28 protein-coding genes and 1 tRNA gene are annotated in these 25,816 nt (G+C 34.1%); 9 read left to right on the top strand and 20 right to left on the bottom strand.

All coding sequences use genetic code 11. The features are described 5' to 3' along the window. Nucleotides 1-15 precede the first annotated feature (15 nt). Nucleotides 16-438 carry a hypothetical protein gene (locus tag H593_RS0101070; protein ID WP_028870706.1) on the top strand — a complete coding sequence of 141 codons (423 nt, stop codon included), beginning with the start codon at nucleotides 16-18 and terminating at the stop codon, nucleotides 436-438. A 128-nt stretch (nucleotides 439-566) separates the two neighbouring features. Here H593_RS0101070 and H593_RS0101065 read toward each other — a convergent pair whose 3' ends face one another. The 5 genes from H593_RS0101065 to H593_RS0101045 all read right to left on the bottom strand — a co-directional run bounded on the left by H593_RS0101065 (nucleotide 567) and on the right by H593_RS0101045 (nucleotide 4,036). Next, nucleotides 567-1,223 (bottom strand): HD domain-containing protein, encoded by a 657-nt coding sequence (locus tag H593_RS0101065; protein ID WP_028870705.1) that lies wholly within the window; start codon nucleotides 1,221-1,223, stop codon nucleotides 567-569. A gap of 62 nt (nucleotides 1,224-1,285) precedes the next feature. Further along, on the bottom strand, nucleotides 1,286-2,275 hold the full coding sequence (locus H593_RS0101060) for an acyl-ACP desaturase (protein WP_028870704.1): 990 nt from the start codon (nucleotides 2,273-2,275) through the stop codon (nucleotides 1,286-1,288). Between the two features lie 18 nt (nucleotides 2,276-2,293). Next, nucleotides 2,294-3,034 (bottom strand): lysophospholipid acyltransferase family protein, encoded by a 741-nt coding sequence (locus H593_RS0101055; RefSeq protein ID WP_028870703.1) that lies wholly within the window; start codon nucleotides 3,032-3,034, stop codon nucleotides 2,294-2,296. Between the two features lie 121 nt (nucleotides 3,035-3,155). Next, nucleotides 3,156-3,566: a BrxA/BrxB family bacilliredoxin gene (locus tag H593_RS0101050; protein ID WP_028870702.1), complete on the bottom strand. Its 411-nt coding sequence runs from the start codon at nucleotides 3,564-3,566 to the stop codon at nucleotides 3,156-3,158. A gap of 185 nt (nucleotides 3,567-3,751) precedes the next feature. Beyond that, entirely contained in the window at nucleotides 3,752-4,036 is a 285-nt protein-coding gene (locus H593_RS0101045) for a hypothetical protein (RefSeq protein WP_028870701.1), read from the bottom strand. A 185-nt stretch (nucleotides 4,037-4,221) separates the two neighbouring features. Here H593_RS0101045 and H593_RS0101040 point away from each other — a divergent pair, with 185 nt between their 5' ends. Next, the gene (locus H593_RS0101040; RefSeq protein ID WP_028870700.1) at nucleotides 4,222-5,007 is read left to right on the top strand and encodes a DnaJ domain-containing protein; all 786 of its coding nucleotides are present in this window, start codon (nucleotides 4,222-4,224) and stop codon (nucleotides 5,005-5,007) included. Here the strand turns inward: H593_RS0101040 and H593_RS20690 are convergent, their stop codons facing one another. Beyond that, nucleotides 5,008-5,160 carry a hypothetical protein gene (locus tag H593_RS20690; RefSeq protein WP_157588743.1) on the bottom strand — a complete coding sequence of 51 codons (153 nt, stop codon included), beginning with the start codon at nucleotides 5,158-5,160 and terminating at the stop codon, nucleotides 5,008-5,010. A gap of 132 nt (nucleotides 5,161-5,292) precedes the next feature. On the opposite strand from H593_RS20690, the gene H593_RS21155 reads away from it, so the two are divergent. From H593_RS21155 to H593_RS0101020, 3 genes are all read left to right on the top strand, one after another. Beyond that, a complete protein-coding gene (locus tag H593_RS21155; protein WP_245584985.1) occupies nucleotides 5,293-5,592 on the top strand; it encodes an RNA polymerase sigma factor in 300 nt (99 codons plus the stop codon). A gap of 254 nt (nucleotides 5,593-5,846) precedes the next feature. Beyond that, complete coding sequence (locus H593_RS21150) at nucleotides 5,847-7,112, top strand: energy transducer TonB (protein ID WP_051229582.1); 1,266 nt, start codon at nucleotides 5,847-5,849, stop codon at nucleotides 7,110-7,112. Nucleotides 7,113-7,217: 105 nt separating this feature from the next. Then, the gene (locus H593_RS0101020; RefSeq protein WP_028870699.1) at nucleotides 7,218-8,000 is read left to right on the top strand and encodes a hypothetical protein; all 783 of its coding nucleotides are present in this window, start codon (nucleotides 7,218-7,220) and stop codon (nucleotides 7,998-8,000) included. Nucleotides 8,001-8,104: 104 nt separating this feature from the next. On the opposite strand, the gene H593_RS0101015 is transcribed toward H593_RS0101020, so the two are convergent. The 10 genes from H593_RS0101015 to H593_RS0100970 all read right to left on the bottom strand — a co-directional run bounded on the left by H593_RS0101015 (nucleotide 8,105) and on the right by H593_RS0100970 (nucleotide 16,982). Then, nucleotides 8,105-8,410, bottom strand: coding sequence for a GIY-YIG nuclease family protein (locus H593_RS0101015; RefSeq protein WP_028870698.1), 306 nt, complete (start codon nucleotides 8,408-8,410; stop codon nucleotides 8,105-8,107). Between the two features lie 188 nt (nucleotides 8,411-8,598). Next, nucleotides 8,599-8,721 carry a hypothetical protein gene (locus tag H593_RS21385; protein ID WP_261793655.1) on the bottom strand — a complete coding sequence of 41 codons (123 nt, stop codon included), beginning with the start codon at nucleotides 8,719-8,721 and terminating at the stop codon, nucleotides 8,599-8,601. An 82-nt stretch (nucleotides 8,722-8,803) separates the two neighbouring features. Further along, the gene (locus tag H593_RS20685) at nucleotides 8,804-8,977 is read right to left on the bottom strand and encodes a hypothetical protein (RefSeq protein WP_157588741.1); all 174 of its coding nucleotides are present in this window, start codon (nucleotides 8,975-8,977) and stop codon (nucleotides 8,804-8,806) included. A gap of 106 nt (nucleotides 8,978-9,083) precedes the next feature. Continuing rightward, complete coding sequence (locus tag H593_RS0101000; protein ID WP_028870697.1) at nucleotides 9,084-9,584, bottom strand: hypothetical protein; 501 nt, start codon at nucleotides 9,582-9,584, stop codon at nucleotides 9,084-9,086. Nucleotides 9,585-9,990: 406 nt separating this feature from the next. Continuing rightward, on the bottom strand, nucleotides 9,991-11,151 hold the full coding sequence (locus H593_RS0100995; RefSeq protein WP_028870696.1) for a metal ABC transporter permease: 1,161 nt from the start codon (nucleotides 11,149-11,151) through the stop codon (nucleotides 9,991-9,993). Further along, entirely contained in the window at nucleotides 11,144-12,271 is a 1,128-nt protein-coding gene (locus tag H593_RS0100990; protein WP_028870695.1) for a metal ABC transporter permease, read from the bottom strand. Before H593_RS0100990 ends, H593_RS0100995 begins: the two co-directional genes overlap by 8 nt. Then, on the bottom strand, nucleotides 12,271-13,008 hold the full coding sequence (locus tag H593_RS0100985) for a metal ABC transporter ATP-binding protein (protein ID WP_028870694.1): 738 nt from the start codon (nucleotides 13,006-13,008) through the stop codon (nucleotides 12,271-12,273). Before H593_RS0100985 ends, H593_RS0100990 begins: the two co-directional genes overlap by 1 nt. A 113-nt stretch (nucleotides 13,009-13,121) precedes the next feature. Then, nucleotides 13,122-14,030: a metal ABC transporter solute-binding protein, Zn/Mn family gene (locus H593_RS0100980; protein ID WP_028870693.1), complete on the bottom strand. Its 909-nt coding sequence runs from the start codon at nucleotides 14,028-14,030 to the stop codon at nucleotides 13,122-13,124. Nucleotides 14,031-14,147: 117 nt separating this feature from the next. Next, nucleotides 14,148-14,615, bottom strand: a complete 468-nt coding sequence (locus H593_RS0100975) for a thioredoxin family protein (protein WP_028870692.1) — start codon at nucleotides 14,613-14,615, stop codon at nucleotides 14,148-14,150. Nucleotides 14,616-14,627: 12 nt separating this feature from the next. Beyond that, a complete protein-coding gene (locus H593_RS0100970; protein WP_037051192.1) occupies nucleotides 14,628-16,982 on the bottom strand; it encodes a TonB-dependent receptor in 2,355 nt (784 codons plus the stop codon). Between the two features lie 121 nt (nucleotides 16,983-17,103). On the opposite strand from H593_RS0100970, the gene H593_RS0100965 reads away from it, so the two are divergent. Beyond that, entirely contained in the window at nucleotides 17,104-17,760 is a 657-nt protein-coding gene (locus H593_RS0100965) for a metal-dependent transcriptional regulator (protein WP_028870690.1), read from the top strand. A 333-nt stretch (nucleotides 17,761-18,093) separates the two neighbouring features. Here the strand turns inward: H593_RS0100965 and feoB are convergent, their stop codons facing one another. The 3 genes from feoB to H593_RS0100950 form a co-directional block, all read right to left on the bottom strand. Beyond that, on the bottom strand, nucleotides 18,094-20,193 hold the full coding sequence (gene feoB, locus H593_RS0100960; RefSeq protein ID WP_028870689.1) for a ferrous iron transport protein B: 2,100 nt from the start codon (nucleotides 20,191-20,193) through the stop codon (nucleotides 18,094-18,096). Then, nucleotides 20,186-20,419 carry a FeoA family protein gene (locus H593_RS0100955; protein ID WP_028870688.1) on the bottom strand — a complete coding sequence of 78 codons (234 nt, stop codon included), beginning with the start codon at nucleotides 20,417-20,419 and terminating at the stop codon, nucleotides 20,186-20,188. Before H593_RS0100955 ends, feoB begins: the two co-directional genes overlap by 8 nt. A gap of 71 nt (nucleotides 20,420-20,490) precedes the next feature. After that, nucleotides 20,491-21,159, bottom strand: coding sequence for an SCO family protein (locus H593_RS0100950; protein ID WP_028870687.1), 669 nt, complete (start codon nucleotides 21,157-21,159; stop codon nucleotides 20,491-20,493). 123 nt (nucleotides 21,160-21,282) lie between these two features. Here H593_RS0100950 and H593_RS0100945 point away from each other — a divergent pair, with 123 nt between their 5' ends. The 3 genes from H593_RS0100945 to H593_RS0100935 all read left to right on the top strand — a co-directional run bounded on the left by H593_RS0100945 (nucleotide 21,283) and on the right by H593_RS0100935 (nucleotide 24,854). Continuing rightward, nucleotides 21,283-23,217, top strand: coding sequence for a M1 family metallopeptidase (locus H593_RS0100945; protein WP_028870686.1), 1,935 nt, complete (start codon nucleotides 21,283-21,285; stop codon nucleotides 23,215-23,217). A 58-nt stretch (nucleotides 23,218-23,275) separates the two neighbouring features. Continuing rightward, a complete protein-coding gene (rseP, locus tag H593_RS0100940; protein ID WP_028870685.1) occupies nucleotides 23,276-24,601 on the top strand; it encodes an RIP metalloprotease RseP in 1,326 nt (441 codons plus the stop codon). A 179-nt stretch (nucleotides 24,602-24,780) separates the two neighbouring features. Then, nucleotides 24,781-24,854 (top strand) — tRNA-Asn (locus H593_RS0100935). A gap of 141 nt (nucleotides 24,855-24,995) precedes the next feature. Here the strand turns inward: H593_RS0100935 and H593_RS0100930 are convergent. Next, complete coding sequence (locus H593_RS0100930) at nucleotides 24,996-25,778, bottom strand: enoyl-CoA hydratase/isomerase family protein (RefSeq protein WP_028870684.1); 783 nt, start codon at nucleotides 25,776-25,778, stop codon at nucleotides 24,996-24,998. Nucleotides 25,779-25,816 lie beyond the last annotated feature (38 nt).

The following is a 25,816-nucleotide window of genomic DNA, read 5'->3' as shown; positions in this document are numbered from 1 at the left end:
TAAACAGCTAGTACTATGAATTTCTTAAAGTATTTTAAAATAGGGTTTATAGGCATTGCATTATTATTGTTGAGTTGTCACGACGATGACATTAAAATTTTAGATAGTGAATATATAGTTGGTGGCATTGGAACATCAAAAAACACAGGCGCTGTAGAGTTCAATTTTACCATACCAGAGAACTATTCTTCAGCGAGAGTTGGTATCGATTTCGTTGGCAATATTTCAGTGCGAAGAGAAGTTTATGGAAATGGTGATAAGCAGCTAAAATTCCCTGACTTATCCTCTGGAATTTTCAACTACACATTTGAGTTTTGGGCTATTGATAATAGTATTGGAAACCTTGAAAACTCGCCATTAGGTATACTTTTGGCTATCACTGAAACGTTAGAAGTCCGTCAAGGAAAAACATTAAAAATAAGAATTGCTATAGATTAATTATTTACAGAGATCGAGCTACAAATTCTTAAAAGCTCACTTAGAATTGTATATTAAACTTCATGTATTCAGTTCAACCTATCCCAATATTTTAAAAGCACCGAAATGAATAGCGTTTTAATAAGCTTTTATTTAAAACCATCCCACTCTGCGTAAAACTGGTCTAAGAACTGCTCCATATATTTATGACGTTCTAGTGCAATCTTTTCACCTGTCTTTGTATTCATTCTATCTTTTAAAAGTAATAATTTTTCATAGAAATGATTAATTGTAGGTGCCGTAGATGTTTTATATTCGGCCTTTGTTATTTTTAGATTTGGGGTTATAGAGGGATCAAATATTTTTCGGTTTTTAAAGCCTCCATAATTAAATGTCCTAGCAATCCCAATAGCACCAATAGCATCTAATCGGTCTGCATCTTGTACGACACTCAATTCCGCAGAAGAAAAAGTTTGTGCTTCATCTCCGCCCTTAAAAGAGATGTGTTTTATAATATTGACCACATGCTCTATAACCTTAGAATCAACATTATTTTCAAACAAGAATTTACGAGCAACTTTAGGACCAATAGTATCATCACCATCATGAAACTTACTATCTGCAATATCATGCAATAATGCTCCTAATGCCACCACTAAAGAATCTACGTTTTCATTTTTAGAGATGAGTAAACAGTTGTTAAACACCCTTAGAGTGTGGAACCAGTCGTGACCACCTTCGGCTTTTTCAAGTTCTTTTTGTACAAAAATTTTAGTTTTTTCTATGATTTCTTCGGAAGTATGCATAACCTAAAATTAAAAAATTCCTTTCAGAAACTGAAAGGAATTAAATCTATATTTATTAAAAATTATTTTAAACGCGCTGGTTCAACCCATTTAAATTGATACGAATTTTCAGGTATTGTGATACGGTCGGCTAATCGTAACATTCTTGATGGTAATTTCATTAAGTAATCACGAGCCTTTTCGGCTTCATCATTAAGGCCCTTAATATTTCCAATATCCCAACGGATAATTAGTTTTTGTAAAATATCGATATAGTCCCTAGATGTATAGACACCAATGCGTTGCGCTGTATTTGAAAACTCTTCAAATGCTGTCCCTATTTTATCACCAGATTCTCTAAGGAAATGTGCTGGCATTGCAATTTTTTGCTTCATCATATAATGAAAAGCCATCATCATTTGATTTGGATCCACCTCGAAAATACGCTCAACAAACTCTGAATAAGCATGATGATGTCTCATCTCATCTCCAGAGATAATTTTGCACATTTTCGCTAATTGTTTATTCCCTTTCGCTTTTGCCATTTTAGCTACGCGGTTATGCGAAATATAAGTTGCTAATTCTTGAAAACTTGTATACACAAAGTTTTTATAGGGATCACGATCTGTACCAATATCAAAACCGTCTGCAATTAAGTGTTGTGTAGTTTTTTCTATCTCCTTCATATTAACTCGACCAGAGAGATAGAGGTATTTGTTTAGCACATCGCCATGACGATTTTCCTCGCTTGTCCAATGTCTCACCCATTTTCCCCAACTATTACGTCCCACTTGATCTACACCTTCAACATCCATTAACCAAGATTCATAAGAGGGTAAAGCTTCTTCGGTAATCATATCACCAACTAAAACGACCCAGAAATCATAAGGTAACTCTTTAGAAAGCTCACGAATTTCCCGTACGTCGTCATAAAACGTATCGCCTTGAGGATTTGGCAAAAAATCTGTGGGCTGCCAAATTGTTTCTACAGGAATGAGATATTTTTCGATAAGTTGATCCACATCTTTTTCTAGATGCTGCATCACTTCCAACCGTTTATTTTTCAACAACATATCAATTCGGTTTAATAATTAGTTAACATAAATAGCGTCAGTAATTGTTTTTTCAACAGTAGTCAACAACGCTTGCTTATCTGTAAAGGTAGCCATTTCTATAGGCTTATGAACAGTAAATTTTATATGATTTCCTATTCCCATAGGGAATTTACCATAGCGTAACATTTTCCAAGAGTTATTAACTGTTATGGGTATAATCAGCGCAGAAGGTGTTTTCTTCATGAGTATTTCTAAACCTTTAGTTTTAAAAGGCTTGGGGTAACCATCTTTACTTCGAGTCCCTTCTGGAAAAATAACTCCGGCACGATTTGTCTTTTCTAGATATTCTCCAAACTTCATCATTACAGGCAAAGCTTGTCTCGGATTTTTACGATCTATTAATATAGATCCTCCATGACGTAAATTATAGGATACACTTGGAATACCTTTGCCTAATTCTTTTTTTGAAACAAACTTAATGTGATGTTTTCTCATATACCACATTATTGGCGAAACATCATACATGCTTTGATGATTAGAAACAACAAGTAAAGGTCTATCTATAGGAAGATTATAAGGGTTCTCCCAAGTAACACGAGTGCCTAACACCTGTAAACAACGTACTAAACATAACTGTAAAAGATCTACACTTTTTTTATGAGCTTTATACCCCAAAACAGTATTACAAAAGACTTGAATTGGGTGAAAAAACAGTAAACACATACCAAAAATCATTAAATATAAAACCGTTAAAGGATATGCAAGAAGTTTTCTCATGTGGTAAAATTAGCCGAATCAAAGTAATACACAAAAAAACCACGATTAAAAATCGTGGTTTTATAATTAGACAACGTGTTTATTTCTATTAGAAATTCTTCACTTTATTTGTAATGCTCTACTAACAGTGCACATTATAAGCGTCCATAAGGTTCTCAGCAATTAATTCTGCTGGACGACCTTCAATATGGTGACGCTCTAACATATGCACTAATTCGCCATCTTTAAACAACGCCATACATGGTGAACTTGGAGGAAAAGGCACCATATGTCCTCTAGCAGCATCCACTGCTTCTTTATCAACTCCTGCAAACACAGTAACAATGTTATCTGGACGTTTTGCATTTTGTAAACTTTCTCTCGCTCCTGGACGAGCATTGGCAGCTGCACAACCACAAACAGAGTTTACAACAACTAATGTTGTTCCCTCTTTTGCTAAAGCAGCCTCTACAGCTTCTGCTGTGTGCAATTCTTTAAAGCCAACTTTGGTTAAATCCTCACGCATAGGTTTTACTAATTCTGCTGGATACATATGTTTTAATTTTTAGATTAATATTTGAATTACAAAGGTACGCAAAAACTACTGGATTATAATTGACAATAGTTACCTGTTTAAATGACGCTATTCGTGTTTTCAATAGTATAATTTTCCCGAAGGACGAAGAACATTTATCTCATAAAACTTAGTTGAAATCCATCATCTACAAAAGCACCTTCCTATAGCACAAAACTAGAATCGGTTAGTGCTGAAAGGCTAAAATTAAAGTCATCTATCATCAGTGTTACAGCATCACCTGTTAAGTGGACAACTTGATAACCATAAACGCCAGTTGGAAAACCATCACAGATGATAAGTTCAATATTGGTATTTGTTACTGTTAATTCTTGGTCGTTATGATTAAAGTCCCAAATAATTACATCTTTTTCGTAATCATCATCTATTCCTGCAACACTAATCAATGACCACGAACCATTCAGAGCACCCTCATTATTTGACGACACATCATCGTCGTTACAAGCTAAAGTAAATACTATTAATAGTCATAAACAGATACGCTTTTTCTTAATATGATTGATTTATATATTAAAGATAGCAAAACCTTAGAAAGGTTGCGCTGATAAGTAACAAAATCAAAATAAGTCTACTAACAAATAGTATCTTTGAATTTAAATAAAAGTTATAATTTATGAGTTTTGCAAAATGGGTAGGAGGTGCTTTAGGATGGTCTTTTGGTGGACCAATAGGCGCTATTATTGGACTTGCCGTAGGAAGTTTGATTGATGGCGCAACAGAAGGTGGAGGCTTTTTATTAGGTGACGGCAATAAGCAACAAAGAGGTTCAAGACAAAACTCTTCTAGCTCAGGAAGACAAACACACACAAGACTTCAAACACTCTCCGGAGATTTTGAAGTGAGCCTTTTAATTCTCGCCTCTGTCGTTATTAAAGCAGACGGGAAACAAGAGCAAAGTGAGCTAGATTTTGTGCGTAAGCAGTTTGTAAGTATGTATGGTAAAGACAGGTCTAATCAGGCTTTCAAATTATTTAAAAATATAAGTAAGCAAAATATCCCAACACGAAAAGTCTGTTTACAGATACGTCAAATGATGGATCACGCGTCACGTTTGCAGTTACTTCATTTTCTCTTCGGAATAGCAAGAGCAGATGGAATGGTCACGGATGACGAAGTGTCTCAAATTTATATGATTTCTAGTTACTTGGGGATTAGTGCTCGCGACTACGAAAGTATAAAAGCCATGTTCTACAACAGTAGTGATAATACCTATAAAATTTTAGAGATTACTAAAGAAGCGACAGATGGCGAGGTTAAAAAGGCCTACCGAAAGATGGCAAAAAAATACCATCCAGATAAAGTGATTCACTTAGGAGAAGAACATCAAAAAGGTGCCGAAGAAAAATTCAGACAAGTGCAAAATGCCTACGAGCAATTACAAAAGGAACGCGTATTTTAATCATTTACGATTGCGATGTCTTTCATTTATGCGTCTTTCAATATCTTTAAAATAACGCTTTTCTTTATGTTTTCTATACATAAAGGCCACTACTACGATGAGGCCTAGAATCATTAGTCCGCCTTGTCCTGTGATGTAATTTAGTATGTCCATATTATTAATTTAAAAAACTATAGTCGCAATAAGAAAGAAACCTTTCACTTCTAAATTGGTATTATTATTGTACAATTTTAAAAAAATTAGGAGACCTTTTCAACTTTTGACCATTAATAAGTAAAACAGTGTATGAGTGATCAAGACATTTTAGTACTTTTTAAAAATGGTCAGCGTGAGAAAGCGTTTAAAAAACTCTATCATCTTTATTCCAGAATTGAGAAACTCGTCCTCTCAAAAGGTGGCAGTAAAGATGATGCCAGTGATGTGTTTCAAGAAGCACTTATTATCCTCATCCGAAATCTGGAAACTACAGGTTTTAAATTGACCTCCTCGTTTTACACCTATCTATATTCGGTATCGAGATTTGTGTGGTCAGACATTCAAAAAAGCCTTACCAAACGACAATTACAAGAACTTAATGCCCAATAAGTTCAAGTCTTTCAAGAGGTCATCGAAGAAAAAAATTATCAACTTGCCGAACATACTTTTCTAGAAATAGGGGAACGATGTCAACAACTATTACAACTGTTTTATCACAAAGCCATGTCATTTAAAGACATCGCCAATGTGATGCAATTTAAATCTTCAAAAATTGCAAAAAACCAGAAGTACAAGTGCTTACAAAAAGCTAAAGACATCTATCAAACCAAATTAAAATCGGTTCAATCCTAAAACAGAAACACATGGAAACTTACACCCAATATATAGAACTCATAAATGACTACCTCAACAATGTACTCTATAAAGAGGCTCGATTAGATTTTGAATCTAAACTTCAAAATGACGTAGAATTTAATACCCTTTACGAAGAACATATTATTTTTATAAATGACTTAGAACGCATTGAAATTAAAGACGACATCCAAAAAGCAAAACATTTATATCATACTGAAAAATGGTTAAAAATTTCAGGAATTTCAATCCTAGTTATTGGTGTATTCGTAATGTTGTATACATTGGTTTTTAATACTTCGGAAATGGAACCAACTCCAAACTCTGAACCTTTAAATACTATAATTATAGATTCAACATCTAACAGAAAGCTTAACACTGAAACGTCTGTAGGTTCTATCATTCTTCAAGACACAACTACTAGTGAAATTATTATACAAACAGATATTTCCGAAGAGAAACTAATAGATAAATCAACTTATAATCCGTTAAAAAAACAAATACAAATTTTGAGGATTAACACTCAAAATGATACTATAATTAAATGCAAAGAAGGGACGATTTTAAAAATATCTAAAGGGTCTTTCATAAACCCTAAAACAGGAAAAATTATTTCTGGAACAATAGATTTAAAAGTGACCGAGTATTATAAGCTGTCAGATATTTTATTAGCTAATCTTTCAACTGTGTCGAATGGTAAGCAACTAGAAACTGGAGGCATGTTGCTTATCGAAGCTAATCAAGGTGCTATAGCCTTAGAATTAAAAGACAATTTGCCAATTGAAATCTCATTTCCGACGAAAAACAAAAAGGAAGGCATGCAATTATTTTCGGGAGAATGGGAAGATAAAAACATTAATTGGACGCTTCAAAATGATAGCAGTGTAGATGACTTATTAGTTCATGAAGAAATCGTAGATGTTCCTTTTAATGTGGTTGATGAAGTACCTGTTTTTCTTGGATGTGAAGATGAAAGCACTAATGAAGCTCAAAAAAAATGTATGACCGATGCTATTTCTAAGTTCGTTTCTAGAAAATTTAATGCCGATGTTGCACTTGGTCTAGGATTATCAGGAAGACAACGCGTCAACTCCATATTTAAAATTGATAAAGAAGGATCTATCGTCTCTATACAATCCCGAGGTTCTCACCCTAGATTAAGTGATGAAGCAGATCGTGTGATTAATTTATTGCCAAAAATGATTCCAGGAAAGCAACGAGGTCAAGCGGTTAATGTGCCTTACTCCTTGCCTATTATATTTGAAATTGATGGATAACAAAATTCTAACCGATTTGGTACAGAAAAGAGATCTGCATATATTACAATTAGAGATGAGGGAGATTTAATACGGCTGAACAAGGAAGTCATAAGTGGCATTAAAATGGATACTCTTTATTCTACCACAAGAGGTCTTGTAGAGACCATAAGAGAAGTAATGCATGACAAGGATTTCCCTGTAGATTCTATATTTACAAACGAATGGCGACAATATCAAAAACAAAAATTAATTCGCCTCTATGGTGTTTTCGGGTCGAAATCAGAGCCAACAGTTATGTTGCGAAAACCATTATTTGAGATGGAAAACACTAAATTTAAAATTCTTGAAAAAGACTCCATTACACGCGGTGGACATGTGATTAGAAAACTTTGGGGTACAACTCAAACACTATCAAGACGAATTTTTGAACTCGCACCCAAACAACGTTTCGCAGTGGGAACAGAAACTGTAACAGTTCAAGAGTTTGAAGGAAGATTAGACGATGTAGACGACTTAAGTATTTCTTCAAGAGACGTTGGTTATTATGTGCTCAGAACCTCAAGTTTAGGTTGGATTAACTGTGATCGTTTTATCAACGGAAGAACAATACGCATCAAATATAAGCTCAAAATAAAAAATGCTGAAGGTACTAGTGTTAATATGGTTTTTAAATCGTTAAGCTCTGTTCTGCCTAGTCGGTTTAAAAATAACGTTTATGATTTTCAAACTGTTGGAGCAAATGAAGATATTACTCTGGTTGCGGTTAAACGTAAAAATGGAAGGCTCTACTATGACGCTGTGGACACCAAAACTGAGGTAAATCCTAAAATAGATTTTGATTTCAAGGAAGTAACAATTGAGGAATTGAAAAAAGAGTTAGAACAATTAAATGATACATTTAATTGAGATTCTTCGTTTCACTCTGAATGACATTAAAGGTTTTCATTCATAAGTCTGGTGTCATTCAGAAGGAACTCCGATAGTTTTCGGAGTGACTGAAGAATCTCTAATTAGATATTGTCATTAAGGAAATCCCATTGAGAGTTAAATTCAGAGATCATCTTCTCTTTTTTAAATCTTGATATTCCTTTAATCTGTTTCTCTCTTTTTATAGCATCATCTATTCCAAAATAATGCTCATAATAAACCAAATAATAACATTTATATCTCGTTGTAAAAGCTTTCGAAAAAGGAAGTGGGTTTTTATGAAAATATAACCTTTCTACTAAATTATTGGTAACTCCAGTATATAATACTGTTTTATTTTTATTAGTAAGAATGTAGATGTAATAATTATGAGTACCTATTGTTTTCATAAGATGAATATATAAAAGATTCTTCGCTATGCTCTAAGTGACATTTGGATTCCTCATCAAAACTAAATCTTTAATCAAACAACTTTTGTCATTCAGAAGGAGGCACGACTGAAGAATCTATCCTCTAAACAAAAAGAAGTCATCCTTCATCTCTTCAATCTGAATTAATCCCAAAGACTACCTAAATTTTAATTTTTCTTCTGAAGTAATGAATCAATAGATTTCAATCCAACTCCAAAAACTGAGTTTTTGTTTTTAACTACTGCTTCATAATGAAGAATAGCTCCAAAAATGTTTCTTTCTAACTTCATTGATCATAATATCTCTTAATTCATCATCAGATAAACCCTTTAATGGTTTGTTATACTTAATCATAGATTTTTGCTCACGAATTTATTCATAAATATTATCAACAATTGAATTCATTTCTAAAAAAGCACTATAATTAGATTCTAAATCGTAAAGTGTGAAAATGGTATGGCTATTCTTTATTGATTTCTCTATAATTTCACTCAATTGATTTTGGTTGACACGTTCATTATTATAGAACATTTCATTCTTCATCAAAAATACATAGTCCGTTTTTGATTCCTCTATGTTATATGGAGGTAGCGAATGTGGTGGAGGTGGTGAAGGTGGTTGATTTAACTCTAATTTATTTATATACTTAGGGTTATACTGAAGGCTCGGTAATTTTTTTTATTAACATCTCAAAGTCATAATAGAGTTCAGTTTCGTTTTGTATTAAATTGATATTATTTATAAAACCTACTTTTAGCATATTAGACATAATCAACTCGTTGAAAATTTGATCAACATAGCTTAATGGAGTTGTACCTTCTATGAACAAATAAATAATAGGGAATGAAAGTAATTCATCTCTAAACCCTGAACAACTTCTATTGTTGGTGAATGCTCTTAGATCATAAATATCTTCATACTTATCATTTAATTGCAAACTATACTCACCATTATCCAATCTTTTCCCGAAGTAAATATAGAAATTTGATGAGGTTTCATCAATATCTAATCTAGAAACACCCTCTAACTTTGGTAATTCTAAATCTAATATTGGAGTTTCATGTTCATAAATTTGAAGACTATCATTATTAACATTTACAAAATGATACTTCTGATCCAATACAAGTGTATCAACTTCAAGAGAAACATCCATTTCATTTCCGTTAAAAAGAAAACGATTTCCATCGATCTCGAGTTTATAGTTATGTCAATGATTAAATACTCCGTAATTAAACTTTATTGAATCATTTACTATTTCAAGATAGTCTGGAACATATTCATTAAAATTTGAATTATAAAAATGATGACTAGCCCATTTCCCCTAATACTTTTCTTTCTGGTTAAAAGAAAACAGTAGTGAAGCGATTAAAACCGAATTAAAGAATAGTTTTTTCATGAGGGCTAATTTCTAATTAATACATCAATAAAGATACCAAAGTCATGATTAAATAAATATGGAGATTCTTCGCTGTGCTCTGAATGACATTTGGATTCCTCATCAAAACTAAATTCTTAATTAAAAGACTACTGTCATTCAGAAGGAGGTACGACTGAAGAACCTATCCTCTAAACAAAAAGAAATCATTCTTCATATCTTCAATCTGAGTATCTTCATTAGTGATAATATAATCGATGGCTTGTGTGGTAAACATATCTCCTTTTGGAGTTAGTGAGACAATTTTATTATCAATCACAATCATATTATTTCTTAAAGCTAAATCCAACACTGTTTTAGATCTTACTTTTTGCCAATTAATATGTTCATTTAAATGATTCACATGACGCTCATTGTCTTCATCATGATTTTTTAAATGGAGTAAAAATGTGAGAAGTGATACCTCAATACGCTGTTGTTTTTCTCTATACAATACTGCTATAACCCCTTTGCTTGGTGCGAATAAATAGACGATCAAAAATAAGAGTCCCAGCATTGTGGTAATTGATCCCGAAATTGAAGCATCCAACCAATGTGCAAACCAATAGCCCGAAATGGCACTCACGACTCCAAAGATTATGGAAAGCACTAACATTTTCTTCAAATCTGTGGTTAATAAATACGCAGTTGCTGCCGGTGCAATCATAAGTGCCACAACTAAAATAGCACCTACAGCATCAAAAGAACCTACAGTTGTGATAGAGGAAACAGTCATTAAGCCATAATGCAAAATTACTGGAGAAAACCCTAGCGAAGCTGCTAAACCTTTATCAAATGTACTTAGCTTCAATTCTTTAAAAAACGCCAACAATAAAACGATTGTGATCAATAAAATAACGCCAATAACCCAAAGCGATTTTGGGCCAACATCAATCCCAGAAATGAGCAGGCGATCAAAAGGCGCAAAAGCCAATTCTCCCAATAATACCGCATCAATATCTAAATGTACATCGTTGGCATTTTTAGCGATCATAATGACACCAATACTAAACAATACAGGAAAAACGAGACCAATAGCAGTATCTTCTTTTACGAGTCCTGTTTTCTGTATATACTCAACCAAAACCACTGTAATAACGCCAGTTAAAGCTGCCAATAATATCAGTAATGGTGAATTTAAATCTTGAGTAATAAAGAAACCTACCACAATTCCTGGCAGTATGGAATGACTAATAGCATCGCTTATCATGGCCATTTTCCGAAGGACTAAAAAAGTTCCTGGAATCGCACAAGCAATAGCTACCAAACTCGCAATAAGCTGTATTTCTAGTTGTGCGTTACTCATCGTTTTTAGTTAATTGATTATATAAATTCAAAGCCGATTTAAAACCTTCATGAGTCAAACTCCAAGTAGATCCCTTTAAAGTCACGTAATTTTTTTCAACTAGTTTTTTAAGGGTACCTTTCGTGTAACCTTGAAAACCATTCAAAATTTTAATTTCGTGTGGATGTGAGATATTATCATGAGACTCGGCAATATGATACATAAATGCTAATGTTTTGTGCAATTCTAAATCTCTACGGTTTTTTATAAATCGTATCTGTTTAAAAAGCAAACCTCGACTTGGAGAGAATATAAATGAAAACAATACAAATACTGCTGCAACCAATACAATGACTGGTCCTGTAGATAAATTGTTTTGACTCGCACTAATAGCGGTACCAAACACACCTGAAAACGCTCCAAAAATTGCTGCTAAAAACACCATTGTTGCTAAACTATTTGTCCATTGTCGTGCCGCTGCCGCAGGCGCTAAAAGCATTGCACTCATAAGTACTACTCCTACAGTTTGAAGTCCTAAAACAATCGCTAAAACAATAAAACTGGTAATGAGAATATCTATGGCCTTTGTATTAAACCCAAGCGTTTTGGCGTACTCTTTATCAAAGAGCAAAATCTTAAACTCTTTCCAAAAAAGAAGCAATACAAAAAGGCAAATTCCTGTAACAATTGCCATCATCCAAACATCACTTTCAACGAGAGTTGCTGCTTGACCAAATAAATATTTATCCAATCCTGCTTGATTAGCATTGGGTTGCTTTTGTATAAATGTGAGTAAAAGCATTCCGAAGCCAAAAAATAATGATAAAATTAAACCAAGAGCTGTATCAGATTTAAGATGCGTTTTGGTAATGATTCCTCTAATCCAGAATGTCCCAATTAACCCACTAACTAAAGCGCCCAATAATAATGTGTTACTATCTTTTGCACCTGTAATTAAAAATGAGATTGCTATTCCTGGCAATGCTGCGTGTGAAATAGCATCACCTAAAAGACTTTGCTTTCTAAGTACCGCAAAGCTACCTAACATTCCAGTGACTGCACCTAGAATTGCAGTTCCTAATGTAATGGTTCGTAAGGTATAGTCTGTAAAAACTAAAGAAAAATACTCTTGAATGTCCATTATTCTTGTACGCTCACTTTATAATTAATTCCGTAGGTTTTAGTTAAGTTATTATCATTAAAAATATCCTTAACTGGACCTGTAGCTATCTTTTTGACGTTCAAAAAAGTTACCCAATCAAAATATTCAGGAACAGTTTGTAAATCATGATGCACTACAACTACCGTTTTTCCTGCTTTTCTCAATTCTTTTAAAATATTAATAATCGCTATTTCTGTAGTAGCATCAACACCTTGAAACGGTTCATCCATAAAATAAATAGAGGCATCTTGGACTAGAGCGCGTGCTAAAAATATGCGTTGTTGTTGCCCTCCAGATAACTGACTTATTTGTCGGCTTTTAAATGCTAACATACCAACTTTCTCGAGGGCTTCAAGTGATGCTTTTTTCTCCTTTTGCCTTGGACGTTTAATCCAACCTAAACTACCGTAAGTCCCCATCATCACAACATCCAAAGCTGTCGTTGGAAAATCCCAATCTACACTTCCCTTCTGCGGAACATAAGCAACCAATGAGCGCTGTTTTTTATAAGGTTTTCCATAAATAGTAACACTTCCTGCAATGGGTTTTAGAATACCTAAAATAGATTTAATGAGTGTTGATTTTCCTGCACCATTTGGTCCAACAATAGCCATCAATACACCTTCAGGAATTTCTAAATCAATATCCCAAAGTACCGGTTTATAGTTGTAGGCTACGGTTAAATCGTCTACTTGTACTGCTATTTTTTGTTTCATACTGTATCATCTTTTCTGTCATTCAGAAGGAGTTCCTATAGTTATCGAATGACTGAAGAATCTTTGAATAATTCTTTTAGATTCTTCGCTTCGCTCTGAATGACATTATGCTTTTATTTCAACGCACCAACAATTGTATTCACATTATACTCAAACATTCCAATATACGTGCCTTCGGCAGTTCCCGCACTTCCTAAAGCATCAGAATATAATGTGCCTCCAATTTCTACGTCGTGTCCTTTAGATTTTACGGCTGCTTGTAAGGCTTCAATGGTTCTCTTCGGAACTGAACTCTCCACAAAAATAGCTTTGATATCTTTTTCAATAATAAATGCTGAAAGGTTCTGCACATCTTGAACACCAGCTTCTGTAGCGGTAGATATTCCCTGTAAGCCGACCACTTCAAAGTCATATGCTTTTCCGAAGTAATTAAAAGCATCATGCGCAGTCACTAATATTCTTTTTTCCTTCGGAAGGGTCTCAATAGTGGCTTTAATTTTAGATTGAAGCGCCTCTAGTTCATTTAAATAAGTTTCAGCATTTGATTTATAATTTTCAGCATTAGCGGGATCATTTTCTGACAGTACTTGAGCCACTTTTGAAGCAAATTGCTTAAAATAACTGATATCAAACCACACATGCGGATCGTAATTGGATGCAAAATAGTCTGAACCAATCAACGCGTTTTTATCAAGTTCCTCACCCAAAGCAATGGGCGTTTTAGTAGCGCTTCCCATTTTCTCAAAAACATCAACTAATTTCCCTTCAAGATGTAAACCGTTATAAAAAATCACATTAGCTTCTACTAATTTAGTTACATCTCCTTCACTCGCTTTGTATAAATGAGGATCTACTCCACTTCCCATCAAGCCTTGAAGATTCACATAGTCTCCACCAATATTTTTCACCAAATCAGTAATCATTGATGTTGTGGTGACGATATTTAATTTTCCGTTAGATTTCGTTTCATTTTTACAGCTAAAGCATGCAATGATTAGTATCAAAACTATTCGTTTTTTCATTACTCTAAATTTTATTTGCGAAGGTACTAAAAATTAAAACACATCTCTGGTTTCGGTTATGTAATTCACTACCTAAGTGGCTTGAACATCAAATTAATTGCTTGCTTTTAAGCTTTTTTACAGTGCATCTAAAAGCTGTCTAGCTGTATAATAATTATAAGTACGATCTCTCACAACAAAATTGGTATCAAAAAATAGGGTTACGGGAAGTGAAAAGACTTCATTTTCTCGCGACCCTAGTAATAGCGGTAGTTCGTGTGTGGGGTTACGCTTTGTTTCTGCTTGGGTATTTACAAACGTAACACCATCAAAAACAATAGTATCAAGCGTTTCAACATCCATTTCTACTGCGTAATAATCGCGATTTATCTTTTCTACAACTTTGGTATTTGTAAACACCTCTCTATCTAACTTTTTACAATAGGCACACCAATCTGCATGAAAATAAATAAGTACAGGTTTTGGCTGCTCTTTTAAAGCATGTTCTAGTTGTTCCCATGTTTTCCATTCAATCGTTTTATCACTTTGTGAATAGGAAATAATTACAAAACTGCTAAATACTAGAGATAAAAAAATATGTTTCATTGCAAGTGTATTTTAAAAATCACCAAATTTAAGTCCCATAAAGAAAGTTCGAGGTCTGTTTGGTCCATAAACAAAATCTGAATCTCTAGTAGCACCACTATCAAAATCATTTTGATAGCTATCAAATAGATTTTGTATTCCTCCACTTAGCTCTACATGAAATGCGTCTTTAAGATCAAAATGATAAGTTATTTTGGTAGTCATGTCAAAAAATGCATCTGAATCTACTAAATCAATAAAGCCAGACTCTGAGACTACACGGGGAACAATCATTGTACCTGTATAACTTCCAGTAACATCTAATTTAAATGCCTCACTAACTTGCCAGTTTGTATTTAAAAAACCATAAACATTGGGTGCACGTGCAAACTCACTTAAAACGACATCTTGTTCTCCAGGAACTGATCCATCTGCTTCAAAAAGCAGTTGATCTTCTTTATAAATAGCGCGTTGAATTGTTCCCCCTACTTGAAAAAACAAATCTGAACTAGGGGACACACTCAACTCTATATTAGCACCAGCAACATAGGCACCAGAGCCATTTCTTGTTTCTTCTAGAATAGATCCATTTGGTAATGAATTTCCTGTACTCACAATAGTAAATGGATTTTTTAAGGTAGTATAAAATCCTTCAACCAAAAGATTAGTTTGCGTTTTATTAAAATCTTTTGAATAATCAAATGATGCGGTAAACGCATTAGAGAACTCACTTTCCAAATTTTCTGATAAAATCACAAAACGTTGTTCTCCTCCAACCGAAGAAATATGAAGATCTTCATTAAATGCCTGCGCTGCTCTAAATCCTCTAGCATAACCACCTCTAAATTGAAGCTCATCTGAAATATTATAAAGCACAGTTAAACGCGGACTCAAAACTGTTTCAGAAACGTCTGAAGTTCTAGCTATATCCTGAATGGTGTAAAAACCATCAACATTGACATGGTCTAAACGAGCTCCTATAAGTGCCGAAAACTTATCTGTTGGCTTCCATTCATACTGACCGTAAAGTCCAGCGCTATTCACTTTTTGGTCCACCAAACGATTATAGCCAGGAATAGCATCATCTGTATCATTAAGTTGGTACTCCACACCTGTTGTAAGCACATCATTATTTTTAAAAATATGACTATATTTTGCACCTGCAACAAATGCCAAATCTTTAGTAACACCAAAAGCATTATTAGCAATGATTGAGTCGGCGGTAGTTCTACCTCCTCCTAAACCACCGTAATAGCTCTCTCGATTTGTATGTTGTACAGATGCGTAAACACTTAAGGTATTTGTTCTGTCATCATTGAAGGTCTCGTAATCGACACCTGAAAAAATGGTATTATGATCTAATTCTTCAGTAATATCCGTAAACTGCGGTGCTAAACCAAGCTTATCACCACCACGACGATATTCCCGAATACCTGTAAAATCAAAACCAATTCTACTGTTGTCATCAGGTCTCAAAAACGCTTTAGCACCTAATGAGTTATTGTTGAGACTAGTTATTTCTGTAAAGCCATCATCATTAGCATCAAAAGCATCACGATCTCTAAAAATACCGTAAACTGTAACTCCGCTAGTTAAATCTTCGCTTACCACAGTGGCATTAACGTTGACATTACGATCTGCAGTTGTACCGTCAATCAATGCTAAATTAGAACTCACCTCCCAACTGTTATTTATAGGTTCTTTTGTAATCACATTAATAGTTCCTGCAATAGCATTTGAGCCAAACAAAGCAGAGCCTCCACTTCTCACGACCTCAACCCTATCAATAATACTAACAGGGATTTGCTCCAAACCGTAAACACTATTTAAGGCACTAAACACTGGACGACTATTTACTAGTATTTGAGTGTATTGTCCTTTTAAACCGTTCATACGAACTTGTGTAAAACCACAATTTTGACAATTAGTTTCCACACGCACTCCTGGTTGATAGTTAAGTCCGTCTGCCAATGACAAAGACTGTGTTGCACTAAATAGTTTTGGACCTAAAACCTTTACAATTACTGGAGCTTGTTTTTTACTAATACGATTTCTAGTGGCACTGACTACAATTTGGTCAAGCCCAAGCGCATCTTCAATTAATTCAAAGTCAACAACAATGTTAGTATCAGCAATAAGTGTTACACTTTTTGTTAATGTACGATAGCCTTGCGAAGCAGCAACAAGTTCAGTGGCCTTGCTATTTACTGTCACCTCATACTTTCCATTCTCGTCAGCACTCACACCAACTGTACCTCCCTTAACGTATACACTTGCAAAAGCAACTGGCTCCCCTTCTGCGGTTACTTGACCAGAAATTTTGGTTGTTTCTTCTTGTGCTGAAACTATTGAGGCTAGTAAGACAAAAATATAAGTTATACATCTCATTATTTTAATTTTTAAATTCATAAAATTATAATTTTTATGCAAATATAAAATAATTTTTAGACTTGTCTAAAAATTATTTTAAAATTTTAATATATGTATATTTGGTGTTTAAAAATTAATTATGATCACACTTACCGAGGAAAATTATATCAAAGCCATTTACCATCTTGGAAACTATGGTAAGGACATCGTTAACACAAATGCCATTGCCGACGCTTTAAATACGAAAGCATCATCTGTTACAGATATGGTAAAAAAACTAGCAGACAAAGACTATCTAAACTATAAAAAATACCAAGGTGTTAAGTTGAAAAAAAGCGGAATTAATGTGGCCGTTAATATTGTTAGAAAACACAGACTTTGGGAAGTGTTCTTAGTAGAAAAACTAAATTTTACTTGGGATGAAGTCCATGAAGTCGCTGAGCACTTAGAACACATAAAATCTGAAAAACTCGTCAATGAATTGGATGCTTTTTTAGAATTCCCTACACATGATCCTCATGGTGATCCAATACCAGATAAGGATGGTAAATTTAATAAAATAGAGAAAATAGCATTATCACATGCTACCGTTGGAATGGTATATAAATGTATTGGTGTGGAAGATAGCTCTACTAATTTTCTTCAATACTTAGATAGTAATTCTATAGGTTTGGGAACCACAATAGAAATTATACACAAAGAGCTATTTGACAACTCTGTCAAAATTAAACTGAACACTACAGAGATGGTTGTATCACAAAACGTCGCTAAAAACTTATATTTGAAGGTATTATAAACCATTGGTGAACATAACATGAATAATAAAAGGATTGCGTCTATAAAACCCAGTAACTAAGATTGTAAAATTAATGACAACCACAATCATCTTGGCCGCAAGCCTTACTGCTCGCTGTCTTTTTCTTCGGAAGCACACCAAACCTGCGCAATAAAAACCATATTGCTATAGCTAGCGAGGTAAAAACTAATATGTTTTGTATTACAATATTCAACTTATTTAAATTTATATTAGAATGAAACTTTTATATGTGATTAGTCGAAAACATTTTAGTTTCATTTCATGAGATTTATAGTGCATTGAAACAAGCTTATCACGAGTTTCAAGAATCCGTTACTTTAATAATTGATAAGCAATCAAAGCTACAACATAAGCAAATGCACTCATAATCACTAACTGTAACATTGGCCATTTCCAAGTGTTAGTCTCTCGCTTTACAACTGCCAATGTACTCATACATTGCATGGCAAATGCATAGAATAATAACAAAGAAATCCCTGAGGCAAGCGTAAATAGTTTACCTCCTGTTGTTTGATTTGTATCTTTAGCCATCCTATTTGTAATGGTATCTACATCATCATTTTCTACACTATATATAGTTGCTAATGTTCCAACAAAGACTTCTCTTGCTGCAAATGAGCTTACAATTGCGATTCCTATTTTCCAATCATATCCTAATGGCCTAATAGCAGGCTCAATAGCTTGTCCCGCAATACCAATAAAAGAATGTTCCAGCTTATGAGATGATATTTTTTGTTGCAATTCATCAGAAGGTAAATTTTCCGAAGCAAATTCAGTAGTAACAATTTCTTCTGCATTATTGAAACTGTCTCCAGGCCCATAAGATGCTAAAAACCAAAGTACAATTGATATTGCTAAAATGATTTTACCTGCTCCAAATACAAATGACTTTGTCTTCTCTAAAACTGTTAACGCTACATTTTTAAATAAAGGCATCTTATAGTTTGGCATTTCTACCACGAAAAAAGTTTTACTCTTCATTTTTAGAATCTTATTTAAGATCCAAGCAGAAATGATTGCGGTTCCAAAACCAATAAGATAGAGTAACATTAATGTTAATGGTTGGTATCCTAATCCTAAAAAACGACCCTCAGGAATAACCAGTTCGATAATAATTAGATAGACTGGTAAACGTGCCGAACAGGTGGTAAACGGTGTCACTAAAATAGTAATCAAACGTTCTTTCCAGCTTTCAATATTTCGAGTTGCCATAATCGCTGGTATAGCGCATGCTGTACCTGATATTAGTGGAACTACACTTTTACCACTCAACCCAAAACGTCTCATGATACGATCCATCAAAAAGACAACCCGACTCATATAACCACTTTCTTCTAGAACTGCAATGAATAAAAATAAAAAGGCTATTTGCGGAATAAATATCACTATACCTCCTAGCCCAGGAATAATACCTTCGGTAATTAAATTAGTAAAGACACCTTCAGGCATGATGTTTTTAGTCCATTCACTTAAAAAAGCAAAGGCACCATCAATAAGCTCCATAGGCACTTGAGCCCACTCATATATGGCTTGGAAAATAGTCAATAGAATCACAAAAAAGATAAGATATCCCCAAACTTTATGTGTAAGAATCCTATCCAATTTGATTCTAAGATCTTTCGCTGTTTTAAGATCAATAGTCTGGCCTTTTTTAAGCGTATTATTAATAAACTGATAGCGTTTTATAGTCTCTTTTTGCTGTAAGCGCTTAAGATCTGATTTACCCATAGTTTTGAAACTATTGATCGCATCAATTTCTTTTCTATCAACTTTTCCGAAGTTCACATCCTGAGTAATGACCAACCATAATTTATATAATAACTGATTGGGGAATGCCTTTCTTAACTTACTGAAATACTCAATATCAATTTCTGAAGCACTTAAACAAGGCGTAATTGACAGCTCTTTAAAATTAGTAATAAGCTCTTTAAGTTCATTTATACCTTTGTTTTTCCTAGTACTTATAAGTGCAATTTTAGTTTGCAATTCTTGTTCCAAATAAGGAATATCTAAATGAATGCCCTTATAGACCATCCTATCAGACATATTTATAGCTAAAATTGTAGGGATTTGTAAATCCTTAATTTGAGTATAAAGAAGAAGATTTCTTTTTAAATTTTCGACATCACTAACGACCACTGCAACATCAGGAAAGTCCTTGTCATTCTTATTGAGAAGTAGCTCAATCACCACATTTTCATCAAGCGAAGAGGCATTTAAACTATAAGTTCCTGGTAAATCAATAATATGTGCTTTAACTCCTCTCGGAAGTTTACAGATACCTTCTTTTTTCTCAACCGTAATCCCAGGATAGTTACCTACTTTTTGATTTAAGCCCGTAAGTGAATTAAAGACAGAAGTTTTTCCTGTATTTGGATTTCCAATAAGCGCAACATTGATTTGTTTACTCATTAAAAATATCTATTAAAATGTGAATTGCAGTTTCTTTTCTAATAGCTAAATGTGTCCCATTAATATTGAGATACATTGGATCTGCAAATGGTGCGACTTGTACAAGCTCCACTGAATTTCCAGGCAAACAACCCATTTCTAGGAGTTTAAGTGGAATATGAATGGACGAAACATCGGTAATTATACCTTGTTGACCTCGTTTTATATCTGCTAATGTGACTCTCAAGCTTATTTAGATTGATTTTAAGTAAGCAAAAATAAAGGAAAAATTCAGCGTAAAAAAATTGTAGTGGATTTTTATTGATATTCCTTTTTAAGTCGCTTGATATCTTGAATTAAAGAGTCCACAGAAGTTGCACTGATCCCGTTGTATAAACCTCTAATTTGCTTCTTTTTATCGATAAGAGCGAAGTTTTCGGTGTGGACCATTCCATAATCTTCAGAATTATCATCTTTAACCACTAAATATGATTTTCTTGCTAAGTCATAAATTTGTTTACGGTCTCCTGTTACTAGATTCCATTTCTTATCATTTACGCCTTTCTCAATAGCATAGCGCTTTAATTGTGCCACAGAATCAATCTCTGGAGTTACAGAATGAGACAATAGCATAACCTCGTCATCATCCATAATCTCTTGTTGTATCCGAGCCATTTGGTCTGTCATAATAGGACAAATGGTTTGGCAGGTGGTAAAAAAGAAATCTGCGACATAGATTTTATCCTTGTAAGTATCTTGAGTAATCGTTTTGCCGTTTTGATTTATAAGTTCAAAATCTGCTATTTTGTGATACTTCTTTTTATACTGAATAGTGCTATCTACCAAAGATGCATCGACCCTATTGGGTTGATATATTGGTAAAGGCTGTTCTACATTTAAAGCTGAATAAATAAAATAAATAATGACACTAGATACGATTGCAAGGACTATAAAAAAACCCTTGAGCTGTTTGAGATACCTCAACATAATCTGATAATTAAGATGTTATATATATTAGTTTGTAAGATTGGAATGCAAAAATACGACACTGTAGCTACAATTTGACTACTTTTAACAGGCTATATTAGAATAAAAGAAAAACACAATATCATGAAATTAATACAACTCCTTTTTTTTGGACTATGCTCTACAGTGTCATTCTCACAAGATTATAACGAAACTTTAGACGCAATTCGTGAATCTGAAGCTAAGTCTGCATTAAATCACATGATGCAGCGCTCAAATCTCAATACAGGTGATTATGATTTAAAATATCACAGACTAGAACTCGATGTTGATCCTTCGATTGCTTTTATTTCTGGAGACATTACTAGTTATTTTGAGGCAAAAAGTGATCTAGCGACAATTACTTTTGATTTAACCTCCAACATGACTGTTTCTCAAGTTATGCAAAGAGGAAATGCATTAGCATTTATTCAAAATGCTGACGATGAACTAGTAATTACACTGCCTATTACTCAAAATACTGGTGTTTTAGATTCTCTTACAGTAAGTTATTCTGGAAATCCAATAAGTTCTGGTTTTGGTTCGTTCGAGCAAACCGAGCATAATGGAGACCCTGTAATCTGGACGCTTTCTGAACCTTATGGAGCAAAAGGCTGGTGGCCATGTAAGCAGGATTTGATTGATAAAATAGACTCTATAGATGTGTTTATGACCACACCTCAATTCAACCCATCTAATGAAGAATATATTTCGGTATCTAACGGTCTTGAGCAAAGCCAAATTGTTACCGGAACAGAAAAAACCACCCATTTTAAACATCGTCATCCAATACCAGCGTATCTCATTGCGATTGCTGCTACTAATTATGAAGTCTATTCTCATACCGTACCAAATAATGGCAATCCATTTGACATTGTGAACTATGTGTATCCTGAAAGCCTAGCAAATGCTCAAGCCAATACGCCTATCACTGTAGATATTATGAACATTTACACCACTTTATTTGAAGAATATCCCTTTGCAGACGAAAAATATGGTCATGCTCAATTTGGTTGGGGAGGCGGCATGGAGCACACCACTGTTTCATTTATGGGAAGCTTTGGACGCAACTTAGTTGCTCATGAACTTGCGCATCAATGGTTTGGAAATAAAATTACCTGTGGGAGTTGGAAAGACATCTGGCTCAACGAGGGCTTTGCTACTTACCTGTCTGGAATTACTATAGAAAATTTAGATGGCAATGATGCTTTTACAACTTGGAAACAGCAAAGAAATAACTCTATAACGTCACAACCTATTGGATCTGTTTATCTTACAGATGCAGATACTACCAATGTAAGTAGAATCTTCAATGGACGCTTATCTTACAGCAAAGGGTCAATGGTTTTACATATGCTGCGGAAAAAACTTGGAGATGCACCATTTTTCCAAGCGTTACAAACCTATTTAGCGAGCTCAGAACATGCTTACGACTATGCCAAAACGGAAGATTTTATCAGTATAGTAGAAACCTCTTCTTCGGAAGATTTAACTGAGTTTTTTCAAGATTGGTTGTACAATCAAGGCTATCCTAGTTATACCGTAAACTGGAATCAGCCTACAGCTAATCAAGTTTCAATAACTGTCGAACAAATACAAAGTCATCCTTCGGTTTCCTTTTTTGAAGCTCCAGTTCCTGTGCGTTTGATTGGAACACTTGGAGAAACACTAGATCTTATTTTAGACAACAGTGCCAGTGGTCAAAACTTTTTAGAGAGTGTTAATTTTGAAGTCCAGGATATCATATTTGATCCAGAATCTGATATCATCTCACGAAACAATAGTGTTTTAGATATTGAAGATTTAACTCTAGACAATACTCTTTTATTATATCCTAATCCGACGTCCGACGTCTTATTTATAGACAAACCTTCGCCTTTAAACATTTCAGAAATAAAAATATTCAATCCGTTAGGTCAACTCATTTACAAGCTACCATTTAGGTCCACTTTGGATACATCTCATTGGACTTCAGGATTATTCTTTATTCAATTTCAAACCAAAGACGGTGTACTTACTAAAACGGTGTTAAAAAAATAAGTAAACATCGTGCTAAAACACTACTTTTGCAGCCTATAATTTTTATGATTTAAGATACATGGAGTTTGTTATTAGAATATCTCAGTTTTTATTGAGTCTTTCACTACTAATCGTTTTACACGAATTAGGACACTTTATACCAGCAAAACTATTTGGAGCCAGAGTAGAAAAGTTTTATTTATTTTTTGATCTCAAATTTTCTTTGTTGAAAAAGAAAATTGGAGATACTGAGTATGGAATTGGATGGCTGCCATTAGGAGGCTATGTAAAAATATCTGGAATGATGGATGAGAGCATGGATAAAGAGCAAATGGCTCTACCACCAAAATCTTGGGAGTTTCGTTCAAAACCAGCTTGGCAACGCTTAATCATCATGTTGGGTGGTGTTACCGTTAATTTTATATTGGCCTATGTTATTTATGTGTTTTTAGCCTTTGGTTATGGAGATACAGATATTTCTGCGAAGAGTGTAAAAGATGGCTATACAGTTACGAATCCTATTTTAACCAATTTAGGATTAAAGACTGGAGATAAACTCGTCTCTATTAATGGTGAAGAAGTCCTAATGGTTTCTGACATCAGAAAGAAACTAATTGAGGCTGAAAAATTAACAGTCCTAAGTGATAACGAAACGAAAGAAATTACACTTCCTGAAGATTTTTTAGGACAATTAAGCACCGGAGATAGCAGAAGCTTTTTTGGTTTACGTTATCCCTTTGTCGTAGAATATGTCATTGACACTTTAGCAAATAAAGGTAAAAATCTTAAAACTGGAGATATTATTGTCTCTATTAATAATGAGCCTTTAAAATATTCTGATGAATTAGAAGATAGGGTAAAACCATTTTCTGGTGCAGAGGTTTCTGTTGATATCCTAAGAGACGGACAAACCATACCCATGCAACTTAACGTTGATACTAATGGAAAACTGGGTATTATGCCTGGTGGAACATTAAATGATATTGAAAAATTACAATATTATGATATCGTAAGAAAAGAATATGGCTTAGGAGAAAGTATTGTGGTAGGCTTTGATAAGTTCACAGGTCAAGTGTCTTCTTACGGAGTACAACTTAAAAAAATATTTACACCGAGCACCGGAGCCTACAAGGGGGTTGGTGGTTTTAAAGCGATATATAGCATCTTCCCAGCGGAATGGAGCTGGCAAGCGTTTTGGGCATTGACTGCTTTTCTATCTATTATGTTAGGTGTGCTTAACTTATTACCAATACCTGTTTTAGATGGTGGCCATGTGATGTTTTTATTATATGAAATGATCTCAGGTAAAGCACCAAATGAGAAGTTTTTAGAGCGCGCTCAATTGGTTGGGTTTATTCTATTAATAGCTATGGTACTCTCTGCCAATATTAACGACTGGATTTAGAAAAAAATTAAATTATTTCTAAAAAAAATGTTTACGCTAAATATATTAAAACATTGATTTACAGAGTGAAACTTAGATTTAAATTTTTATTTAAAAAAAAATTAAATAAAATCTAAAAGACGTTTTGACAAACTTAAAAAATACTATATATTTGCGCTCGCTAACGCGATAAATAACCTTCCTCTTTAGCTCAGTTGGTTAGAGCATCTGACTGTTAATCAGAGGGTCCTAAGTTCGAGTCTTAGAAGAGGAGCATACAAAGCCACTATGAAAATAGTGGCTTTTTTGTGTTTTATTGTTATTTAATGAGCTACTGTATCCATATTATCTCTTCGGAACTAGCAGAACGCATAACACGAAATAGATTACACACATTGAAAATAAATACATTCAATTACTTCCCAGGAAACTCAGCCTTACGCTTCTCCAAAAAAGCAGTAGTGCCTTCCTTAAAATCTTCGGTACCAAAACATTTCCCAAATTGTTTGATTTCGGTATTGTAACCGTCAATACCATCTTTATAGTTAGCATTGATAGCTTTGATTGCGCCTTTAATAGCTACAGAAGAATTTCGCATTATTTTACCCGCAATTTTTTCGGCTAAAGCAATAAGCTCTTCTTGAGGTGTTACATGGTTAACGAGTCCATATTCTAGAGCTTTATCAGCATCAATCATTCCAGCAGTCATTACCATTTCCATAGCTCGACCCTTACCTACTAACTGTGGTAATCGTTGTGTACCACCATAACCAGGAATGACTCCCAGAGAAACCTCAGGAAGCCCCATTTTTGCATTAGTACTTGCGACTCTAAAATGACAAGCCATCGCTAATTCTAAACCGCCTCCAAGTGCAAAACCGTTTACCGCTGCAATAACTGGAGTTGATAAGTTTTCAATATAATCAAACAGCATCTTTTGACCTTCTGCTGCTAATTTCTCTGCATTTTTAACATCAAAATCTGCAAATTCACTAATATCTGCACCTGCCACAAAAGCCTTTTCACCACTACCTGTGATAATAATTACTTTAGTGTCTTTATCCTTACCAGCTGCTTTAAAAGCGCCATGAAGCTCTCCAATAGTGGCTTTATTGAGCGCGTTCAGTTTATTTGGTCGATTCACTGTAATTGTAGTAATCCCGTTATTTGTAGTACTTAAAATAGTATCGTAATTCATCAAAAAATTATTTTCGTTCCCGAGAAATCAGGAATCTT

The organism is Psychroserpens burtonensis DSM 12212 (assembly GCF_000425305.1).
Classification (GTDB): Bacteria; Bacteroidota; Bacteroidia; order Flavobacteriales; family Flavobacteriaceae; genus Psychroserpens; species Psychroserpens burtonensis.
This window is presented reverse-complemented; position numbering and strand designations above follow the sequence as displayed.

Bases quoted from the DNA above. Each gene is read 5' to 3' on its own strand.
- H593_RS0101070 (WP_028870706.1), top strand. From the start codon at position 16: ATGAATTTCTTAAAGTATTTTAAAATAGGGTTTATAGGCATTGCATTA.
- H593_RS0101065 (WP_028870705.1), bottom strand. From the start codon at position 1,223: ATGCATACTTCCGAAGAAATCATAGAAAAAACTAAAATTTTTGTACAA.
- H593_RS0101060 (WP_028870704.1), bottom strand. From the start codon at position 2,275: ATGTTGTTGAAAAATAAACGGTTGGAAGTGATGCAGCATCTAGAAAAA.
- H593_RS0101055 (WP_028870703.1), bottom strand. From the start codon at position 3,034: ATGAGAAAACTTCTTGCATATCCTTTAACGGTTTTATATTTAATGATT.
- H593_RS0101050 (WP_028870702.1), bottom strand. From the start codon at position 3,566: ATGTATCCAGCAGAATTAGTAAAACCTATGCGTGAGGATTTAACCAAA.
- H593_RS0101040 (WP_028870700.1), top strand. From the start codon at position 4,222: ATGAGTTTTGCAAAATGGGTAGGAGGTGCTTTAGGATGGTCTTTTGGT.
- H593_RS20690 (WP_157588743.1), bottom strand. From the start codon at position 5,160: ATGGACATACTAAATTACATCACAGGACAAGGCGGACTAATGATTCTA.
- H593_RS21155 (WP_245584985.1), top strand. From the start codon at position 5,293: ATGAGTGATCAAGACATTTTAGTACTTTTTAAAAATGGTCAGCGTGAG.
- H593_RS21150 (WP_051229582.1), top strand. From the start codon at position 5,847: ATGGAAACTTACACCCAATATATAGAACTCATAAATGACTACCTCAAC.
- H593_RS0101020 (WP_028870699.1), top strand. From the start codon at position 7,218: ATGGATACTCTTTATTCTACCACAAGAGGTCTTGTAGAGACCATAAGA.
- H593_RS0101015 (WP_028870698.1), bottom strand. From the start codon at position 8,410: ATGAAAACAATAGGTACTCATAATTATTACATCTACATTCTTACTAAT.
- H593_RS21385 (WP_261793655.1), bottom strand. From the start codon at position 8,721: ATGAAGTTAGAAAGAAACATTTTTGGAGCTATTCTTCATTATGAAGCA.
- H593_RS0101000 (WP_028870697.1), bottom strand. From the start codon at position 9,584: ATGGATGTTTCTCTTGAAGTTGATACACTTGTATTGGATCAGAAGTAT.
- H593_RS0100995 (WP_028870696.1), bottom strand. From the start codon at position 11,151: ATGAGTAACGCACAACTAGAAATACAGCTTATTGCGAGTTTGGTAGCT.
- H593_RS0100990 (WP_028870695.1), bottom strand. From the start codon at position 12,271: ATGGACATTCAAGAGTATTTTTCTTTAGTTTTTACAGACTATACCTTA.
- H593_RS0100985 (WP_028870694.1), bottom strand. From the start codon at position 13,008: ATGAAACAAAAAATAGCAGTACAAGTAGACGATTTAACCGTAGCCTAC.
- H593_RS0100980 (WP_028870693.1), bottom strand. From the start codon at position 14,030: ATGAAAAAACGAATAGTTTTGATACTAATCATTGCATGCTTTAGCTGT.
- H593_RS0100975 (WP_028870692.1), bottom strand. From the start codon at position 14,615: ATGAAACATATTTTTTTATCTCTAGTATTTAGCAGTTTTGTAATTATT.
- H593_RS0100970 (WP_037051192.1), bottom strand. From the start codon at position 16,982: ATGAGATGTATAACTTATATTTTTGTCTTACTAGCCTCAATAGTTTCA.
- H593_RS0100965 (WP_028870690.1), top strand. From the start codon at position 17,104: ATGATCACACTTACCGAGGAAAATTATATCAAAGCCATTTACCATCTT.
- feoB (WP_028870689.1), bottom strand. From the start codon at position 20,193: ATGAGTAAACAAATCAATGTTGCGCTTATTGGAAATCCAAATACAGGA.
- H593_RS0100950 (WP_028870687.1), bottom strand. From the start codon at position 21,159: ATGTTGAGGTATCTCAAACAGCTCAAGGGTTTTTTTATAGTCCTTGCA.
- H593_RS0100945 (WP_028870686.1), top strand. From the start codon at position 21,283: ATGAAATTAATACAACTCCTTTTTTTTGGACTATGCTCTACAGTGTCA.
- rseP (WP_028870685.1), top strand. From the start codon at position 23,276: ATGGAGTTTGTTATTAGAATATCTCAGTTTTTATTGAGTCTTTCACTA.
- H593_RS0100930 (WP_028870684.1), bottom strand. From the start codon at position 25,778: ATGAATTACGATACTATTTTAAGTACTACAAATAACGGGATTACTACA.